The organism is Streptomyces sp. SID5910, assembly GCF_009862125.1.
In the GTDB taxonomy this organism is placed as follows: Bacteria; Actinomycetota; Actinomycetes; order Streptomycetales; family Streptomycetaceae; genus Streptomyces.
On sequence record NZ_WWHX01001022.1, the window covers coordinates 1 to 16,053 of the forward strand.

The window sequence follows — 16,053 nt, forward strand, 5'->3', positions numbered from 1 at the left end:
TTCGCCGACGAGGTCACCCGCGTGGCCCGCGAGGTCGGCACCGAGGGCCGGCTCGGCGGCCAGGCCGAGGTGGAGGGCGTCTCCGGCACCTGGAAGCGGCTCACGGAGAACGTCAACGAGCTGGCGGGCAACCTCACCCGTCAGGTGCGCGCGATCGCCGGGGTGACGAGCGCCGTCGCCGAGGGCGACCTGACCCGCTCGATCAACGTGGAGGCGTCCGGCGAGGTCGCCGAGCTCAAGGACAACATCAACGCGATGGTGCAGTCCCTGCGCGAGACCACCCGGGCCAACCAGGAGCAGGACTGGCTCAAGACGAACCTCGCCCGGATCTCCGGCCTGATGCAGGGCCACCGGGACCTGCCCGTGGTCGCCGAGCTGATCATGGACGAGCTGGTGCCGCTGGTGTCGGCGCAGTACGGCGCGTTCTACCTGGCCGACGACGGCGAGGCGGGGCCCGAGCTGCGGCTCGTCGGCTCCTACGGCTATCCCGACGACGCGGACCGGCCCACCCGGATCGCCTTCGGCCGCACGCTGGTCGGGCAGGCCGCGCGCAGCCGCCGCACCATCGTGGTGGACGAGCTGCCGCCGGGCTACGTGATGATCTCCTCGGGGCTCGGCCAGGTGGTGCCCTCCGCCCTGGTGCTGGTGCCGATCGTGGTCGAGGGCCAGGTCCTCGGCGTGATCGAGCTGGCGTCGGTCACCCCGTTCACGCCGATCCACCGGGACTTCCTGGAACAGCTGATGGAGACCATCGGCGTCAACGTCAACACGATCGTGGCCAACGCCCGCACCGACGAGCTGCTCGCCGAGTCCCAGCGTCTGACGGCCGAGCTCCAGGCCCGTTCCACGGAGCTCCAGGTGCAGCAGGAGGAGCTCCAGCGCTCCAACGCCGAGCTGGAGGACAAGGCGTCCCTGCTGGTCACCCAGAACCGGGACATCGAGGCGAAGAACCTCCAGATCGAGCAGGCCCGGCAGGAGCTGGAGGCCCGTGCGCAGCAGCTGTCGCTGGCCTCGAAGTACAAGTCGGAGTTCCTGGCGAACATGAGCCACGAGCTGCGCACCCCGCTCAACAGCCTGCTGATCCTCGCCCAGCTGCTCGCCCAGAACCCGTCGCGCAACCTCACCCCGAAGCAGGTGGAGTACGCGGGGATCATCCACTCGGCGGGCTCGGACCTGCTCCAGCTGATCAACGACATCCTGGACCTGTCGAAGGTCGAGGCCGGCAAGATGGACGTCTCTCCGGAGCGGGTGACGCTGCGGCAGCTCATCGAGTACGTCGAGGTCACCTTCCGTCCCATGACGACGCAGAAGGGTCTGGAGTTCACGGTGACGACGGCCGCGGGCGCGCCGGCCGACCTGCTGACCGACGACTCCCGGCTGCGTCAGGTGCTGCGCAACCTGCTGTCCAACGCGGTGAAGTTCACCGAGCGCGGCGGGGTGGAGCTGGCCATCGAGCCGGCGCCGGACGACGAGGTGCCGCAGGGTGTGGTCCGCGGCGGTGCCGTGGTGGCCTTCCGGGTGAAGGACACGGGCATCGGCATCCCGGAGCAGAACCTGGAGTCGATCTTCGGGGCGTTCCAGCAGGCGGACGGCACGACGAGCCGCAAGTACGGCGGCACCGGCCTCGGCCTGTCCATCACCCGGGAGATCGCCCAGCTGCTGGGCGGTGCCGTCTCGGTGGACAGCACGCCCGACCGGGGCAGCACGTTCACGCTGTTCCTGCCGGTGGCCCGGCCCGACTTCGAGGAGCTGCTGCGCCGGGGCGGGGAGCAGACGCCGGCCGAGTCTCCCGCGGACGTGCTCGCGAGCCCGGCGCCGCTGCCCGAGCTGACGTCCGGTCACCGGCAGCGCCCTCGCCGCCTGCTGGTGGTGGAGGAGCGGCCGCGCGGCCTGCTGACCCTGGTCGCGGAGAGCGTGGTCGCCGACCTGTCGCACGGGCGGGACGACGCGGGGGGCAGGCCTCCGCTCGACGTCATCACCGCCGTCGGGGCGCAGGAGGCGGCCGGTGCGCTGGCGGCCGACCCGTGCCACTGCGTCGTCCTGGAGCTGGGCATGCCGGACTCCGAGGCGTCCCGGTTCCTTGAGGCGCTGCGGGGCGACTCGGCGCTGGCGAGCGTGCCGGTGCTGGTGCACAGCGGTCACCGCGCGGACGCGGCGCTGGAGGAGAGCCTGCGCGCCGGCTCCGGGGGCGGGGCGCTGGAGTTCCTGTCCAGCCTGGACGAGCTGCGGGAGCGCATCGCGCTGCACCTGGCCGCCGAGGAGCCCGGGGACGTGCTGTCCCTGGTCCGCCCCGACGAGCCGCAGCGCCTGATGCCGCTGCCCGTGGACGAGTCGCCGTCGGGCCGCACCGTCCTGGTCGTGGACGACGACGCGCGCAACCTCTTCGCGCTCAGCGGCATCCTGGAGCTGCACGGCTTCCGGGTCCTGCACGCGGAGAACGGGCGGCGGGGCATCGAGACGCTGGTGGGCCACCCGGAGGTCGCGCTGGTCCTGATGGACGTGATGATGCCGGAGATGGACGGCTACACGGCGACGGCGGAGATCCGCCGGATGCCCGAGTACGCCGAGCTGCCGATCATCGCGGTGACGGCGAAGGCGATGCCGGGCGACCGGGAGAAGAGCATCGCCTCGGGCGCCAGCGACTACGTCACCAAGCCCGTGGACACGCAGGACCTCATCGCGTGCGTCCGACGCTGGCTGCCCGCATGAGCGCGCCGGCCCCCGTCCCGTACACCGGTGGGCCGGGCGGTGCGCGACGCGTCCCGTCGTGTTCCGTGGCGGTCTCCAGCCGAGGAGTGATGCGACCGTGAGCATCTCCGACCAGCCGCACGGACCCGGCGGCGCCGAACCGCCCGGTCCGTCCGCGGCACCGCCCCCGGCGTCCGCGCCGCCCCAGTCCTGCGCGGTCGACGGCCCCGCCGCCGACCTGCGCGGCATGACCCCGCTGTCGCCCGTGGGCAGGCTCGCGGCCACGGTGGACCGGCTCAGCCGCGAGGTGCGGGCCGCCCAGGCGGAGGCCGAGGGCCGGGCCCTGATCGAGCTCGCCAAGGGCATCCTGGTCGCGCGGCTCGGCTGCGGTCCCGCGCAGGCCGCCCGGCAGCTCGCCGAACTGGCCGAGCAGTCCCAGGTGACGCCGCTGGAGTTCGCGGTCGACGTCATCAACCAGGCCGCCCGGGACCGCATGTCGGAGGTCACGGACGCGTTCCTCGCGGCCACCGCCGCGGCGGAGGCGGAGCGGTCCGAGGAGGGCGAGCAGCCGTCCGCGGAGTCCGCCGCCGTACGCCTGCGGGCGGCCGAGAGCGGCGCGCTGGCCGCGGACGACACCCAGGCCGTCGCCGACGCCCTCCTTGAGCAGGCGCTGCGCCCGCTGGGCGCGGTCGCCGTGGCCATCTGGGCGGCCGGCTCCGACGGCTCGCTCACGCTGGCCGGCTCCGCCGGGTTCTCGGCCGCCGAGGCCACGCGCTGGCGCTATGTGCCGCCGGACGTGGCGACGGTGGCGCGGCGCGGCCTGACCGAGCGGTCGGGCCAGTGGATCACGTCGCTGGCCCGGACCGGGCTGCCCAGCGTGGGCCGGCACCAGCACCCGGAGGGCGGCCGGGTCGCCGTGCCGGCCGGCACGGGGGGCCGTATCCACGGCGTGCTGGAGATCGCCTGGCCTGGGCCCCTGCCCGCGCAGCCGCCCCAGGTGGTGCGCCAGGTGGAGGCCCTGGCGGAGCTGTGCGCGCACACGCTGGAGACGTACACGCCGCCGCACGGCGCCGGGCTGGAGCCGCGGGTGCTGCCGGACGCCGCGGAGCTGATGGACCTGGCGGACGGGCTGCACGATCCCGCCCTGGTGCTGGTGCCGCACCTGGACGCGGCCGGGCACCTCGCGGACTTCCGCATCCAGCACGTCAACAACCGCTTCCTGGACCCCGCCGGGCGGCCGCGTGCCGTGGTGGGCGGGGCGCTGCTGCTGGAGGCCTATCCGATGGCCGCCGGGGACAGCGAGCTGTTCCGGAGCGTGGAGCGGGTCTACGCCACGGGCGAGTCGTTCCGGGCCCGGCGGATGAACCTGACGGCGCTGGTCGACCAGGTGCCGCTGTCGGCGATCGCGGACATCAGCATCAGCCGGCACGGCAACGCCGTCCTGCTCATCTGGCGCATCGAGGACGAGACGGCCCGGCTGGCCAGCCTCCTCCAGCACGCCCAGCGGCTCGGCCGCATCGGCGGCTTCGAGGAGAATCTGCTGACCGGCGAGATCACCTGGAACGGGCAGCTCTTCGACCTGTACGGGCGTCCGCAGACGAGCACGCCGGTGCCGCTGGAGCAGCTGGCCTCCCACGCGCATCCGGACGACGCCGTGCCCATCGGCCGGTTCCTGCGCACGCTGCTGCACCACCGCAGGCCGGCGTCGGCGGCGTTCCGGCTCCAGCGTCCGGACGGGGTGACCCGGCATGTGCGGGTGGTGGCCGAACCGGTGCTGGACACCGACGACCGCCTGCTCGTCGTCCGCGGCGCCTACCAGGACATCTCGGCCCAGCACTGGACGGAGGTGGCGCTCGCCGCGACCCGCGACCAGCTGGCGCACACCGAGCAGCAGTCCATCGAACGCGCCCGGCTGACCTTGCAGTTGCAGCACGCGATCATGCCGCCCGCCCAGACCCCGCTCAGGGTGCCGGACCTCCAGGTGGCCGTCCGCTACCGGCCGGCGGAGACGGAGCAGCTGGTCGGCGGCGACTGGTACGACGCGGTGATGCTGCCGAACCGGATGGTGCTGCTGTGCGTGGGGGACGTGGCCGGGCACGGCATAGAGGCCGCGACCAGCATGGTCGTGCTGCGCAACGCGCTGCGCGGCCTCGCGGTGACGGGTGCGGGCCCCGGGCAGCTGCTGTCCTGGCTGAACATCGTGGCGCACCATCTGACGGGCGGGGTCACGGCGACCGCGGTGTGCGGCCTGTACGACCCGGTCCGGCGGACGCTGCGCTGGGCCCGCGCCGGGCATCTGCCGCCGGTGCTGGTGCGGGGTCCGGAGGCGAAGCCCCTGCCGCTGGTGCGGGGCATGCTGCTGGGCGCCGTGGCGGAGGCGGCCTACGAGGAGGACGAGGTGCAACTCGCCGCCCAGGACACGCTGCTGATGTACACCGACGGCCTGATCGAGCGGCGTGACCGCTCGGTGGAGGAGTCGCTGGCGCAGCTGCTCAGCACCGCCCGTTCCCACCCCACGACGCTGGACCAGCACCTGGACCGTCTGCTCACCTACAGCAGGTCGGACACGGACGACGACACGTGTCTGGTGGGCATCCGGGTCGGGTGAGGTGTGGCCGTCGGATTCGGGGGTAGACGCCGGGCGCGGTGAGCGGTGTTCGCGGGTGAGGGGCATGGCGGCCGGTGAGATTTCGATCACCGGAACGTGCCCCTCGTCCGCGGGCTGCGAAGTCGCTCACGGGGGCTGCCCGGTCCCTGGCCGTCAGGATTGTTGGAGGTACACGTGCCCATTGCCCAGAACCCGCTGTCCGTCGAGGTGACGCTGCCCCGGGAGGACGTCGCGCTGCTCAAGGTGGAGGGCTATCTGGACGTCGACACCGCGACCGAGTTCCAGCACCACCTGGCCAACCAACTGCACCACGGCCGACGGCACTTCCTGCTGGATCTGTCGGACGTCCCGTTCATGGACTCCTCCGGGATGAACATCATCCTCCGGGTCTACCAGGAGGCGCGCGACCTCCCGGGCAGCGTGCACATCATCTCGCCCGCCCCGGCGGTGCTGCGCATCCTGGACCTGACGGGTGTGAGCATCACCGTGCCGGTCTCCGGCAGCGTCGAGGAGGCGCTGTCCCGTGTCGACCGGGAGCCGGGGGGCCCGGAGGTGCCGGACGCCTGAGCCGGTCCGCCGCGCCGCTCCGTCCCGGCCACTCGTCCGGGCCGCTCGTGCGGGAGCAGGTGTCGTACGAGGTCGACGGGTGGTTACAGTTGTCGCCCGGCAGAGTCACGTCGCCGTCACGTTGCCCGATGGGTCGGTACGGCGCAGCGCGGATGAGGAGTGGAGCAGGTGCCGGAGCAGGCGGAGGGAACGGCCGGATCGGCGACGCAGGAGGTCAGGGAATTCCTGCGGCGCCGCCGTGAACAGATCGCCCAGCGGTGGGCCGACGAGCCCTTGTTCCGGGCCGTGTTCACCGTTTCGCGGGACGAGGCGGTCGAGGCGGGGAAGTCGGTGGTGGACGCGCTGGCCCAAGTGGCCGACGCTTCCCGGGTGGAGGACCCCGACGCCGCGGGATTCACCGCGGTGCGCGAGCAGTTGGCGAGGATGGGGGCGGCACGGTCCCGCGCGGGCCTGAGCACCGCTCAGGTGTCGAGCGAGATGGCCGCCCTGCGTCCGCCGGTCGAGAACCTGCTGCTATCCGACCTCCCGGACGCCTCGGCCGACCACGTACGGGACTGTGTCACCACGCTGAGCGTCCTGATGGGCACCCTGCGCGTGGTGGTCATGCAGACGGCGCTGAGCGAGGGGCAGGCCCTGATCGACCGGCAGCGGCTGCAACTGCTGGAGGTCGCCACGCCCGTCATCAAGCTGTGGGACGGCATCGTGGCCGTGCCGCTGATCGGCACGCTGGACAGCGCCCGCAGCCAGGTCGTGATGGAGACCCTGCTGGAGTCGGTCGTCGAGCAGCAGGCGCGGTACGCGATCCTCGACATCACCGGCGTCCCGACGGTGGACTCGCTGGTGGCGCAGCACCTGATGAAGACGGTCGCCGCGGCCCGGCTGATGGGTGCCGAGTGCATCGTCTCCGGCATCCGTCCGGCGATCGCGCAGACGATGGTCCACCTCGGTCTGGACCTGGGCACGGTGGTGACCCGGGCGAGCCTCGCCGACGCGCTGGGCTACGTCCTGCACCAGCTCGGCGTCGGCATCGTGAACCCCGTCGCGAACGGTCCGGTCGCGCGGTGAACGAGGCCTTCCCCGGGCCCCACGGGGGTCCCGTGACGGGGTATGTACCGGTCCTGCGGCTCGGTGACGTCCTCCTGGTCACCCTCCAGGGGGATCTGCACGACAGCACGGCGCAGCAGCTCCAGGACGATCTCGCCGAGACCATCGTGCGCACCGGGGCCACGGGCGTGATCATCGACATCTCCGGCGTGGAGATCGTCGACTCCTTCCTGGGCCGGGTGCTGGCCGAGATCGCCGGGCAGACCGATCTGCTGGCCGCCCGGACCGTGGTGGTCGGCATGCGGCCGGCGGTCGCCATCACCCTGGTGGAACTGGGTCTGACCCTGCCGCGGGTGCACACCGCGCTCAGTACCGAGGTGGCCATGGACCTCCTCACGCGGCAGGCTCCGTCGTCCCGCTTCGGCGGCCTGCGGCAGGAGAGTCCGTGATGCACACTGCCGCGGGCGCCCAGGCCCGCCTGCCGATCCGTTCGGACATGGATCTGGTGTGGGTGCGACAGCACGTGCGGCAGGCCGCCGCCCAGCTCGGCTTCGGGCTGGTGGACCAGACGAAGCTGGTCACGGCGGCCAGCGAACTGGCCCGCAACACGCTGGTGTACGGCGGTGGCGGCACCATGGACACGGAGGCCGTGACCGAGGGCGGCGTGCGCGGCCTCAGGCTGACCTTCAGCGACGAGGGCCCCGGCATCGCCGACGTGGAGCAGGCGCTGAGCGACGGTTTCACCTCGGGCGACGGGCTCGGCATGGGGCTGGGCGGTGCCCGGCGCCTGGTGCACGAGTTCACGATCGACAGCGGTCCGGGCACCGGCACCACCGTGCGGGTGACCTCCTGGGTGGGCCGTCCGCCGCGCCCGCGAGAGGAGTTCTGATGCCGCGCGTGTGGGACGTGCCCGTGCACGACTCGACCCGGGTGCGCGACGCCAGGGTGGCCGCGGAGCACGCGGCCGCCCTGGCGGGGCTGGACGAGCAGTGCACCGCCTCCGCGTCGCTGGTGGCGACCGAGCTGGCCACCAATCTGCTCAAGCACGCCGGGGGCGGCCAGGTCCTCATCGACGTGGTGTCCCCGCCGGTCCTGACGGCCGGCCGCGACGAGGCCAGGGCCGTGCAGATCACGACGGTCGACCACGGTCCGGGCATCGCCGACGTGCCGGCCGCCCTGAGCGACGGCTTCACCACGACGGCCTCGCTCGGGGCGGGTCTGGGCACCTGTGCGCGCCTCGCCGACGACTTCGAGCTGCACAGCGTCCCGGGCCGGGGCACCGTGGCGCTGGCCCGGATCGGCGGCGCCGCCCGTGCCCGTGCCGGGGCGAAGGACCCGGTGGCGGGTGTGCGGGCCGGCGGCGTGAACGTGCCGTTCGGCGGTGACGACTACTCGGGCGACGCCTGGGCGTGGGTGCGGACCGAGGACCGGGTGACGCTGATGCTCGCCGACGGGCTGGGTCACGGACCCGAGGCGGCCCGGGCCTCGTCGGCCGCGGTGGAGGCGCTGCGCGGCGCCGCCCATCTGGTGCCCTCCGAGGCGCTGAAGCGGCTGGACGCGGCGCTGTCCGGCACCCGCGGCGCGGCCGTGGCGGTCGCCCAGGTCGACACGCGGGCCGGGCGGCTCAGGTTCGCCGGTGTCGGCAACATAGGGGCCCGGCTCTGCGCGGGCGGCGACTGGCGGCCGCTGGTGTCCCAGCCCGGCATCGTCGGCACCCACCGGCCCACGACCGTGCGCGACGAGGAGCGGGAGTGGGGGGACGGCCGGGTGCTGATCCTGCACAGCGACGGCCTGCCGAGCCGGTGGACGCCGTCGCCGGACGCCTGCGCGCCGAACGTCGACCCGGCCGTGACCGCCGCCGTGACGATCCGTGACGCCAGCAGCTCCGCCCGCCCCGTGCGTGACGACACCGCCGTGGCCGTCCTGACCTCGACCCCGCCGGACCGCCCATGACCCGTACCTGGCAGATCAGCGGTGTCACCGACGCCGCCCGGGCCCGTATCGCCACGGCCCGGCTGGCCGCGGCCCACGGTGTTCCGCCGCTGGAGCGGACGCGGCTGGCGGCCTCGCTGAGCGCGCGGCTGCGGCAGTGCCTGACCAAGGGCGGCACCTGGCTGCTGACCCTGGAGGCGACCACGGCGCCCGCCGGCACGTCGGACGCCGGACAGGGCGAGCTGCACGCGGTGGTGACGCCGGCGCGTGAGGCCGCGGCCGACGGTGAGCCGCCGTGGCGGATGACGGTGCCCTGCCCCGAGGCGGTCCCGGCCGCCGGCGAGGACGCCGTGGCGGACGACCCCGACGCCCTGGCGGAGGCCCTGCTGGGCGCCGACGAGGACACGTCGCTGGTGCTGGACCGGCTCGCCGAGCAGGAGGACCTCGTCGCCTTCCACCGGGAGGAGCTCCAGCAGACGAACCAGGGCGTCGTGGCGCTGCACGCCGAGCTGGACGCCGCCGGGCGGGCCCAGCGGGAGGCGTTCGCCGCCGAGCGCAAGGCGCGCACCGAGGCGGAGAACGCCCGCCGCAGACTGACGTTCCTGGCGGACGCGAGCGCGGTCCTCACCGCCTCGCTCGACCACCACGAGATCGTGCGCCGGCTGCCGGACCTGCTCGTGCCGGAGTACGCCGCCGCCGTCGACGTCTGGATCTTCGACCAGGAGGGCGACCGCAACCGGCCCCCGGTGCACGCCGCCGCGGCCGTGGTCGCGGCCCGCACCGGACGGCCGCAGTACGCCGCCCGCGAGCCGGGCCGGCTTCCGGGCGTCGACGACCAGCCGCCGTCGGCGCTGAACCCCGACCAGCCCCTGCTGTGCATCCCGCTGCCCACCCGGGGAGCCCCGCTCGGGGTGCTGACGCTCACCCCGCCCGGGGAGCGCTGGGACCCGGACGACGCCGTGATGCTGCTCGAACTCACGCGGCGTGCCGCCATCGCCATCGACCACGCCCAGCGCTACCAGCACAACCGCGACATCGCCGAAACCCTCCAGCGGGCCCTGCTGACGGACCTTCCGGCGCCGCCGGGACTGAGCCTGGCCGCGCGCTATCTGCCGGCCACGCACGGACTGAACATCGGCGGCGACTGGTACGACGCGTTCCGCCAGCCCGACGGCGGGGTCATCGTCGTCGTCGGCGACGTGACCGGGCACGGGCTGCGGGCGGCCGTGATGATGAGCCAGCTGCGGACCGCGCTGCGGGCCTACGCCGTCGACGGCGGCAGCCCCGGCCGGCTGCTGACCCGGCTGCACATCTTCCTGCACCACCTCCAGCCGGACCTGTTCGCCACCGCGGTCATCGCGCGCTTCCACCCCGACGACCCGACCCTGACGTGGGCCGCCGCCGGGCATCCGCCGCCCGTGCTGCGTACCCCGGACGGCGGAGTGCGAACACTGGACGCCAAACCGGGGGCGATGCTCGGCATCCCGCTCCAGCAGGAGATCGCCGACCACACGGAGCGGCTGGCGCCGGGGTCTACGCTGGCGCTGTACACGGACGGCCTGGTGGAGCGGCGGGCCCGGGGCATAGACCCGGGCATCGAACGGCTGGCCGAGGCCCTGGGGTCGTTCGCCCCCGAGCAGCTGGACACGGACCTGGAGGGCTCGGCGGACGGCATCCTGCGGCCCCTGCTCAGCGACTCCGAGCGCGACGACGACGTGTGCCTGCTGCTGTGCCACCTCGACGGCTCCGCCTGAGCCGGCCCGGTCACCACTCCCCCACCCGTCCGTTCCCGGCTGTTCACCCGTGCCCGGTGCGGACGGGCCCCGGCCGGGGCACCCTGGTGCACAGGGTGTGTCGCCTGCCTGGCGCTCCCGGCTCGCCGAACCGCCGCCGACGCGATGGGATCGACGAGGTGCGAAGCAGCGATCCAGGGGCAGGCGAATGGCGTTCGCGGCTGACCGCCCGGAGCCGCAGAAAGGGATGAACACCGTGACACGACCCAGGATCCTGGTGGTCGGCGCAGGTTTCGCCGGCGTGGAGTGCGTCCGCCGTCTCGAGCGCAGGCTCTCCCCCCACGAGGCCGACGTCACGCTGGTGACGCCGTTCGCCTATCAGCTCTATCTGCCGCTGCTGCCCCAGGTCGCCTCGGGTGTGCTGACACCGCAGTCGATCGCGCTGTCCCTGCGCCGCAGCAGCCGGTACCGCACCCGGATCATCCCGGGCGGGGCCATCGGCGTGGACCTCAAGGCGAAGGTCTGCGTGGTGCGGACCATCACCGGTGAGATCGTCAACGAACCGTACGACTACATCGTGCTGGCCCCCGGCAGCATCACCCGTACGTTCGACATCCCGGGGCTCACCGACCACGCGTTCGGCATGAAGACGCTCGCGGAGGCCGCGTACATCCGCGACCACGTCATCTCGCAGCTCGACCTCGCCGACGCCAGCCAGGATCCGGCCGAGCGCGCCTCCCGGCTCCAGTTCGTGGTGGTCGGCGGCGGCTACGCGGGCACCGAGACCGCGGCCTGCCTCCAGCGGCTCACGCACGCGGCCGTCAAGCGCTACCCGCGCCTGGACCCGGCCCTGATCAAGTGGCACCTCATCGACATCGCGCCGAAGCTGATGCCCGAACTGGGCGACAAGCTCGGGCGCAGCGCGCAGGAGGTCCTGACCCGGCGCGGCATCGAGATCTCCCTGGGCGTGTCCATCGAGAAGGCCGGGCCCGAGGAGGTCACCTTCACCGACGGCCGGGTGGTGCCCACCCGCACGCTGATCTGGACCGCCGGCGTGGTCGCCAGCCCGCTGATCGCCACGCTCGGCGCGGAGACGGTCAAGGGGCGCCTCGCGGTCACCGCCGAGATGTGCCTGCCGGGCAACGACGGGGTGTTCGCGCTCGGCGACTCCGCGGCCGTGCCCGACCTCGCCAAGGGCCAGGAGGGCGCCGTCTGCCCGCCCACCGCGCAGCACGCCATGCGGCAGGGCAAGCACGTCGCCGAGAACATCATCGCGACCCTGCGCAACCAGCCGATGCGGCCGTACGTCCACAAGGACCTCGGTCTGGTCGTGGACCTCGGCGGCACGGACGCGGTGTCCAAGCCCCTCGGCATCGAACTGCACGGCCTGCCGGCCCAGGCGGTGGCCCGTGGCTACCACTGGTCGGCGCTGCGCACCGGCGTCGCCAAGGCCCGGGTGGCGGCCAACTGGACGCTGAACGCGGTCGCGGGCGACGACTTCGTGCGCACCGGTTTCCAGGCCCGCAAGCCGGCCAAGCTCAAGGACTTCGAGTACACCGACGCCTATCTGACGCCGGAGCAGGTGCGCAAGCAGGTCGAGGGGGCGGGCCGGGCACAGTTGTGACCCGCTGCCCGCGGCCCGCTCGCGGCATGGCATGCTGAGAAGTGGATCTAGGCCATGGCCTGAAATCGAGCGTGAGTCGGGAGAGTGTACGGCGGCGTGAAGTCAGCGGGGCGCTCTGTGGGGGCACGGCTGCGGGACCGCGTCGCCGCGTCGGATCCCGGCCTGCTGCGGCTGACGGCCGGGCTGCGGACGGTGGGCGCGATCGCCCTGGCGCTGGCGGTGCTGGCCCTGCTCGGGTCGGACGTCAAGCATCTGGTGGCGGGCGCCATGTCGGCGATGGTCGCGACCTTCGCCATCCGCGAGAAGCAGCCCGGCGCGCAGGCCGTCACGCTGGCGCTGGGCCTGCCCGTGGCGCTGGCGTCCGTGTCGGTGAGCGCGCTGCTCACCTCGCGCGTCGTCGTCGGTGACCTCTTCTTCGTCGTCCTGATCTTCTGCGCCGTCTACAGCCGCCGGTTCGGCGACCGCGGCACCGCCCTGGGCCTGATCGGCTTCCAGGTCTACTTCGTGTCCCTGTTCGTCGGCGCGAAGACGTCGGCGCTGCCGGGGCTGTGGGCGGCGATCGCCGTGGCGTTCGCGTGCAGTGCCCTGGTGCGGTTCGCGATCGTGCCGGCGACGCCCGCCCGCGTCCTGTCCCTGCTGCGGCAGGCGTTCCGGGCCCGGCTGGCGCAGCTGATCTCGGCTCAGATCGAGCTGCTCGACGCCGGACCGGACGAGATCGACAAGGCGCTGGAGCATCTGCGGGACGGCACGGCGCGGCTGCACGAGACGGCCCTGATGATCCAGTCCCGGCTGGAGGAGGGCACCCCGGACGCGTCCACGGCCCGGCTGGTGCAGCGCCGCATCGCGGACGCCGAGATCGCCGCCGAGCGCCTCGGCCTGCTGCTGCTGACCGCGCGCAGCGCCGAGCGGGCGGACACCCTCACCCTGCATCTGCCGGGCGCTCCCGCGCCGTCGGTGGGGAGCACGCCGGCGCCCGGCGAGGCGACGGCGGTCCTGCGCCGGGACCTGGAGGCGCTGCGCGCGCTGATGCAGCGGTCCCCCGCCGAGGCCCGCGGTACGGCCCTGTCCCACCTGCGCAACCGGCTGCTCGGCTACCGCGACGAGGAGAACCTGCCCGAGGCGACGCCCGCCGTGCAGGACGTCTTCCGCGGCATCGGTGAGACCGCCCGTGCGGTGATGGGGCTGAGGATCGCGCTGGACGGCCCGCAGGACGAGTCGGACGACAGCCCGGCGACGGCCCGTTCGCGCGAGGAGCTGGACGCCGAGGACGCCGCGATCGACGCCGGCGAGGAGGCCGCCGCGGAGGAGGAGCCGGCCGGGCTGCGGCGGCCCACCACCCGAGCGGCCGTGCAGGTCGCCGTGGGGTCCTCGCTGGCCATCGTGGGCGGGGAGTTCCTGTCCTCGCAGCGCTGGTACTGGGCGGTGCTCACCTGCTGGATCGTCTTCCTGAACACGGCCTCCACGGGCGAGATCCTGGTCAAGGGCTACCGCCGACTGCTGGGGACCATGCTGGGGGTGGTGGCCGGCATCGTGCTGGCCGGCCTGGTCGGCAACCACACCTGGACCGCGTTCGGCCTGGTGCTGGTGTTCATCTTCGCGATGTTCTACACGGCGCCGCTGTCCTACACGCTGATGTCGTTCTTCGTGACCGCGATGCTCGGGCTGCTGTACACCCTGCTGCACACGTACAGCATGGCGGTGCTGCTGCTGCGGGTGGAGGAGACGGCGCTCGGCGCGGCCTGCGGGATCATCGCGGCGGCGCTGGTGCTGCCGATCCGCACGGACCGGCGTACGAACGAACTGCTGGGCACCGTGCTGGAACGGCTGGTGGACGTCACCGAGGGCGCCGTCGACCAGCTCAGCGGCGGACCGGCCGCCGATCTGCTGGACCGGGCGCGCGACCTGGACCAGGCGCTGGGCGATCTGCGCGGCGCGACCCAGCCGCTCACCCATCCGATCACGCCGCTGCGGGCCCGCCGGAACACGGCCCAGTACGTGGTGGCGCTGCTGGAGACCTGCGCCTATCACGCCAGGTCCCTGGCGGCGACGGCCGAGCTGCTGCCGACCCATCCGTCGATCGCGGCCGATCCGCGGCTGCGCGGGGCGGTGCGGCGCACGGTGCGCAACATCGAGGCGATCGCCGCCCGGGTCGAGGACGAGCACGCCGCCACCGAGGTGGAGACCGGGCCGAGCATCGCGTCGCTGCTGGAGTTCGAGCCGGGCGGCGTGCCGCGCTACGGCAGGATCACCGGGCGCGTCCTGCGGCACCTGGAACGGCTGGACGAGGCCGTGGTGGGCCTCGCCCGGCCGCTCGGGGTGACGGTCGCGACGCCGCGGCGGTGACAGGTCAGAAGTCGGTCGGCATGCCGCTGGCCTCGGCTATGCCGCGCAGCTCCTCGTTCTGCCGGTGGCGTTCCTTGAGGTAGTCGGCGATCTCGCCGAGGCGTTCGGGGTCGGAGGCGGTGACCGCGTCCGTGACGACACGGACGGGGCCGGTCTCGTCGGTGCTGATCTCGACGACCTCGTTGTCGAGCCGGCCGGTGACGGCGGTGGCGATGACCAGGGCGGCCTCGTCGCGGATCTCCTGGGGCAGTGCCTCGGCGTTGTCGCCGTCCAGCGAGAAGTCGATGGTGGGCATCTGCTGCTCGTCGATCGCCTGGAGGACCGGCTCCACCACGCTGAGCAGCAGCTGGTAGTCGTCGGTCTCCATGCGGAAGCGCAGGAGGTCCAGGTAGACGTCCACGGGACGTCCGTCCGGCGGAGGAATCTCGTGTTCGTTCATTCGCCCCGTGTTCCCCGTGCGGCGCGGCTCAGACCTCGGCTCAGACCCGGCGCCAGCGCGCCAGGGCGAACGAGAACACGCCGAACAGCACCAGACCCGCGGCGACGCAGACCAGCAGCCACGGTCCGAGCGGGGTGCCGGCGAAGGAGCGCAGGGTGTCGTCCATGCCCTTGGCCTTGTCGGGCTCGTGGTCGACCGCGGCCCGTACGGCGAAGGCGCCCGCCGCGGCGAAGACGACGCCGCGGGCCGTGCCGCCGCCGACGCCGGTGACGTCGACCAGCCGCCGCACCCGCGGGCTCAGCGCGCCGAGCTTCAGCTTCTTGTGGTAGCTGCGGCGCAGGGCCTGCACGGCGATCACCACTCCGGCGACCACGATCGCGGCCCCGGCCACGCCGACGGCCCAGCGTCCGGCGGGCATGTCGAGCACCTTGGCCGTGACGTCCCGGGACTGCCGGTCGCCGCCTCCGCCCCCGCTGCCGCGGGAGCCGGCCGCGAAGGCCAGCACCGAGTAGGCGACGAACGAGTAGAAGACGCAGCGGGCGGCGGCCGGCAGGCGCTTCTTCGCCTTGTGGCCGTCCTTGCCGACGGCGCCGAAGAGCGCCTCGGACAGTCGCCACAGCGCCATGCCGACGAGGCCGGCGCCCAGCGCCCACAGCAGTACGGCGCCGAACGGCTTGTCGGCCAGCTCGGCCAGGGCACCGCCGCGGTCCGCCTGCCGCTGCCCGTCGCCGAAGGCGATCCTCAGGGCCAGCAGCCCGACCAGCAGGTAGATGACGCCGCGGGCGGTCAGTCCCGCCCTGGCGGCCCCCTCGGCGGCCGATCCGTTGGCCGCCCGGCGGGCCGTACCGCGGCCGGTGCGTGTCAGAACACTCATGCGAGCCTCCCCTCCGGGACTCCGCATGCCCCGCCTTCCGCCCCGCACACCGGGGTCGTCCCCGGTCGGGGCGGGTGCGGCGGGTGGGGTGACGGCCGGCCCGGACATGCCTGCGCCCCGTATGCCGTCGACCGGCACACGGGGCGGCACGCCACCTCGCCTCACCCCGTCCGTCACGCCGCGGACCTTCGGGGTGAGGCG

At 73.6% G+C, this 16,053-nt stretch carries 12 protein-coding genes; 10 read left to right on the forward strand and 2 right to left on the reverse strand.

The window, feature by feature from the left end:
- The 10 genes from GTW67_RS35920 to GTW67_RS35965 form a co-directional block, all read left to right on the forward strand.
- Positions 1-2,709, forward strand: a 2,709-nt coding sequence (locus GTW67_RS35920; protein WP_161168896.1) for a response regulator, incomplete at its 5' end; no start/stop codon positions are given.
- 226 nt (positions 2,710-2,935) lie between these two features.
- On the forward strand, positions 2,936-5,296 hold the full coding sequence (locus GTW67_RS35925) for a SpoIIE family protein phosphatase (RefSeq protein WP_237519193.1): 2,361 nt from the start codon (positions 2,936-2,938) through the stop codon (positions 5,294-5,296).
- A gap of 174 nt (positions 5,297-5,470) precedes the next feature.
- On the forward strand, positions 5,471-5,863 hold the full coding sequence (locus GTW67_RS35930) for an anti-sigma factor antagonist (protein ID WP_161168898.1): 393 nt from the start codon (positions 5,471-5,473) through the stop codon (positions 5,861-5,863).
- A 168-nt stretch (positions 5,864-6,031) separates the two neighbouring features.
- The gene (locus GTW67_RS35935) at positions 6,032-6,928 is read left to right on the forward strand and encodes an STAS domain-containing protein (RefSeq protein WP_161168899.1); all 897 of its coding nucleotides are present in this window, start codon (positions 6,032-6,034) and stop codon (positions 6,926-6,928) included.
- Positions 6,925-7,356, forward strand: a complete 432-nt coding sequence (locus GTW67_RS35940) for an STAS domain-containing protein (RefSeq protein ID WP_161168900.1) — start codon at positions 6,925-6,927, stop codon at positions 7,354-7,356. Before GTW67_RS35935 ends, GTW67_RS35940 begins: the two co-directional genes overlap by 4 nt.
- Entirely contained in the window at positions 7,356-7,796 is a 441-nt protein-coding gene (locus tag GTW67_RS35945; protein WP_161168922.1) for an anti-sigma regulatory factor, read from the forward strand. The genes GTW67_RS35940 and GTW67_RS35945 overlap by 1 nt, the downstream gene beginning before the upstream one ends.
- Positions 7,796-8,860 carry an ATP-binding SpoIIE family protein phosphatase gene (locus tag GTW67_RS35950; protein WP_161168901.1) on the forward strand — a complete coding sequence of 355 codons (1,065 nt, stop codon included), beginning with the start codon at positions 7,796-7,798 and terminating at the stop codon, positions 8,858-8,860. Before GTW67_RS35945 ends, GTW67_RS35950 begins: the two co-directional genes overlap by 1 nt.
- The gene (locus GTW67_RS35955; RefSeq protein WP_161168902.1) at positions 8,857-10,593 is read left to right on the forward strand and encodes a PP2C family protein-serine/threonine phosphatase; all 1,737 of its coding nucleotides are present in this window, start codon (positions 8,857-8,859) and stop codon (positions 10,591-10,593) included. Before GTW67_RS35950 ends, GTW67_RS35955 begins: the two co-directional genes overlap by 4 nt.
- A gap of 226 nt (positions 10,594-10,819) precedes the next feature.
- The gene (locus tag GTW67_RS35960) at positions 10,820-12,196 is read left to right on the forward strand and encodes an NAD(P)/FAD-dependent oxidoreductase (protein ID WP_161168903.1); all 1,377 of its coding nucleotides are present in this window, start codon (positions 10,820-10,822) and stop codon (positions 12,194-12,196) included.
- A 96-nt stretch (positions 12,197-12,292) separates the two neighbouring features.
- Positions 12,293-14,539, forward strand: a complete 2,247-nt coding sequence (locus GTW67_RS35965) for an FUSC family protein (protein ID WP_161168904.1) — start codon at positions 12,293-12,295, stop codon at positions 14,537-14,539.
- 4 nt (positions 14,540-14,543) lie between these two features.
- Here the strand turns inward: GTW67_RS35965 and GTW67_RS35970 are convergent, their stop codons facing one another.
- A complete protein-coding gene (locus tag GTW67_RS35970) occupies positions 14,544-14,978 on the reverse strand; it encodes a hypothetical protein (RefSeq protein ID WP_161168905.1) in 435 nt (144 codons plus the stop codon).
- Between the two features lie 40 nt (positions 14,979-15,018).
- A complete protein-coding gene (locus GTW67_RS35975) occupies positions 15,019-15,852 on the reverse strand; it encodes a DUF1206 domain-containing protein (protein WP_161168906.1) in 834 nt (277 codons plus the stop codon).
- Positions 15,853-16,053 lie beyond the last annotated feature (201 nt).

Excerpts from the sequence above, each read along its gene's own strand:
- GTW67_RS35945 (WP_161168922.1), top strand. The coding sequence starts at position 7,356 with ATGCACACTGCCGCGGGCGCCCAGGCCCGCCTGCCGATCCGTTCGGAC.
- GTW67_RS35975 (WP_161168906.1), bottom strand. The coding sequence starts at position 15,852 with ATGAGTGTTCTGACACGCACCGGCCGCGGTACGGCCCGCCGGGCGGCC.
- GTW67_RS35955 (WP_161168902.1), top strand. The coding sequence starts at position 8,857 with ATGACCCGTACCTGGCAGATCAGCGGTGTCACCGACGCCGCCCGGGCC.
- GTW67_RS35950 (WP_161168901.1), top strand. The coding sequence starts at position 7,796 with ATGCCGCGCGTGTGGGACGTGCCCGTGCACGACTCGACCCGGGTGCGC.
- GTW67_RS35970 (WP_161168905.1), bottom strand. The coding sequence starts at position 14,978 with ATGAACGAACACGAGATTCCTCCGCCGGACGGACGTCCCGTGGACGTC.
- GTW67_RS35925 (WP_237519193.1), top strand. The coding sequence starts at position 2,936 with ATGACCCCGCTGTCGCCCGTGGGCAGGCTCGCGGCCACGGTGGACCGG.
- GTW67_RS35960 (WP_161168903.1), top strand. The coding sequence starts at position 10,820 with ATGAACACCGTGACACGACCCAGGATCCTGGTGGTCGGCGCAGGTTTC.